Source organism: Arthrobacter sp. B1805, from assembly GCF_002929745.1.
In the GTDB taxonomy this organism is placed as follows: domain Bacteria; phylum Actinomycetota; class Actinomycetes; order Actinomycetales; family Micrococcaceae; genus Arthrobacter_D.
The window spans coordinates 1-2,996 of record NZ_PJIQ01000041.1; the positions used below are offsets into that span (position 1 = coordinate 1).

Below are 2,996 nucleotides of genomic sequence, written 5' to 3' on the forward strand. Positions count from 1 at the left end.
AACCAGCAAATTCAACCAATCAAAAAACAATCGGTATCAACAAACTTGGCACACTATTGAGTTCTCAAACAACAGGAGCTACCGGCACCAAACACAACCAAACCGTCATGTCATCGCTCCGAAGCAACTTTTCAAGCTTACCCGCACCAACCCGATCCCGCAAATCCGCTCCCAGCAGCATCACCAGGCAAAACCCGGCACCACAGCCAACCAGCAGACCCACACAACCGACAACAAACAGGAAGCCAATTCCAACACGTGCACAGCACACGTCAGAACAACTTCAACTTTGTAAGGGGGGCCGTCACCCTCACCGGGGCAACTCCATAACTATACGACCACTACGCCCCCAACACAAATCCACCCACCACCACCGGCGAACAGCACGGGCCGACCCCCTCCCTACGCACGCGCCGGCCCGAGCAAACAGTGAGGCGACACCGCCAGCCGGCAGCGGAACCAGGACCAGCTGACCCGACGACGCACCATCGCCCTGGTTCGGTCGACCATTTCACAGGCTTAAGGAATCAACGGACAACCCGACGTGCTGCCACGGGGTCGGCGTCGTGGCGCCCGTGTCCCCGGCTGCGCCGCGGCAAACCGGGCTCGCTCGTCAGAGCAAACTTCACAGCGCACGACCCGGCCGCATCGGACCGCAGCACCCGAACCCGCCCCCGCAGGCCACAGGTGGCGGATCGGGCTGATGGAATTCGGTTGAAATGCCTTCGCTTCCCCCGTCCGGCGCCCGAGCCGCTCCTCACCTGCGATCAGCCGGCTCCGTTCGCCGGCCCCGCTCTCCTGTGAGCGAGCCTACTGCTGATCGTTGGACCTTCCTCTTCCATATCCTGCGGCGGCGGTGGGGGTAGTGCGCTGTCCGCCCCCAGGTTCTGGCAGTAGAGACGCCCCGCTAGATATCTCGCCGTGGTTTCCCTGGAGGGCGTGACAACAATTCCTGGGAGGAAAGCGGAGAGGTCGCCACTGCGCACCCGCTTCGGGAACACGGGTGCAAGGGCCCGGCCTCGATCAGAGCGTCGGCGAGTGGACGACGGCTCGAGCGTGAAAACGGCACACACAATGGTTCGCCGCGGACCCGCCGTCCTGCCGAGTTGGAAGCCACAAGGCAGCGCACCATCACCGGGCCGGAGGAACCGGTAAGCGGCACGGCAGCAGGTCGAACCAGACAGCTGAACAGCACCAGGTCGAACCAGACAGGCAGCATTACGCAGCAACAGTACGACGTACTCGAAGTCAACGCCGTTCTGATACGGCAACGATCGGATTCTGAAACCGGCAGGTGCCGTGCCTTCTCGCAGCATCTCGAGGCAGAGGCCCAGCGCACCCATTCGCCGACATTGCCGGTCGCCAGGCGCCGACTACCTCTGGCCCCTGCGAACGAGTCATAGTAGATAGGGGGCATGAGCAGGAGAGCGGGAGTAGCTCCACGACTTTCCGAAGCTTTGGTCATCGTTCCTGGCACCGAGCAGATACCGCTGCGCCTGCGCGCGTGGGACGGCTCGGAAGCCGGGCCCCCTGACGCCCCGGTGCTGGAGTTCCGATCCCCGTTGGGATTGCGGCGGATGCTGTGGTCGCCCAACCAGCTCGGATTGAGCCGTGCCTACGTCGCCGGTGACATCGACGGTCCAGGCGACCTCCTCGAAAGCTTCTCCGCGCTCAGCTCGGTGGGCAAGTTCGCGGAGTTGAGGGCTTTTCGTCCCCCAACCGCGGGTGAGCGCCTGAGACTGATGCGGACCGCACTACGCGTTGGTGCCCTGGGGCTTCCGCCGGCTCCGCCGCCAGAGGAGATGAACGCCGCGCGGTCGGGACGGAAGCACTCCAAGCAGCGCGATGCGGCCGCGATCTCGCACCACTACGACGTCGGCAACGAGTTCTACGCGCTTGTCCTAGGACAGACGATGGTCTATTCCTGCGCCGTCTGGGACGACGAGACCGCCGGCCTGGACGCAGCTCAGGGAGCGAAGCTCGATCTGGTCTGCCGCAAGCTCGATCTCCGCCCCGGTATGCGCGTGCTGGATGTGGGCTGCGGTTGGGGCAGCTTCGCACTACATGCCGCACGTCGCTACGGAGTCGACGTCGTCGGTGTCACCCTCTCCCACGAGCAGGCGACCCTCGGGCGTGCGCGGGCGGCCGACGCGGGACTCTCCGAGAGGATCGGGATCCGCGTTCAGGATTACCGCGACGTCGACGACGGACCCTTCGATGCCATCAGCTCGATCGGTATGTCCGAACACGTCGGCCGCGAGCAGATAGGTGACTACGCATCCCACCTGCACGGTCTCCTGTGTCCTGGCGGCCGGATCCTCATCCACGCGATCTCATGGAATGCCGGCGAGATGCCACCGGACCCGGACTCTTTCATCCCCCGCTATGTCTTTCCTGATGGTGAGATGCTCAGTCTGACCGTCATGATGGGGGCACTGGAAGCTGCTGGGCTGGAGGTGCTCGACGTTGAAGCCCTGCGACTGCACTACGCACTGACCCTCCGTGCCTGGGTGCACGATCTCGAGGCGAATTGGGATGAGGCAGTACGCCTGACGAGCGAGGGCCGGGCTCGAGTACGGCGCTTGTATATGGCGTCCAGCGCACTCGGGTTCGAGCGGGGCCTGAACGGTGTAAATCAGGTGCTGGCTCAGCGGCCAGGAGGGCGGAAACCACCACTGCGGCGTCGCGAATGGATGTGACGACGGCCCGCCGAACAGGAACTTCTGTCCTCATTCGATCGATGACTCCTTGAACTGATCGCCATGATGCTGCAGAGCAGTACTCGGTTCGAGCACGGCTCTGCGCTCATTGCCGCCGACCGAGGTCGCGCCGACGCGACCGCACCGGTCGAGAGCCGCACGCGTCCGACTGCCGGGTGGTGTGGGGGGGTGGGTGGTGTCGGGGGTGGGTGGTTAAAGGGGTGAAGGCCCCGCACCTGGTGGTGTGGGGCCTTCACTGTAATGGTTGTCCGGCGGTGTCCTACTCTCCCACACTCT

The 2,996-nt window shown here is 64.0% G+C and carries 2 protein-coding genes; both read left to right on the forward strand.

Annotated features, from left to right (window positions below; translation table 11 throughout):
* Positions 1-295 (forward strand): hypothetical protein (locus CXQ96_RS18690; RefSeq protein ID WP_219816174.1); only part of this gene is annotated, 295 nt, incomplete at its 5' end.
* Between the two features lie 1,120 nt (positions 296-1,415).
* On the forward strand, positions 1,416-2,699 hold the full coding sequence (locus tag CXQ96_RS17755) for a cyclopropane-fatty-acyl-phospholipid synthase family protein (protein WP_104119356.1): 1,284 nt from the start codon (positions 1,416-1,418) through the stop codon (positions 2,697-2,699).
* The last annotated feature ends 297 nt before the right edge of the window (positions 2,700-2,996 follow it).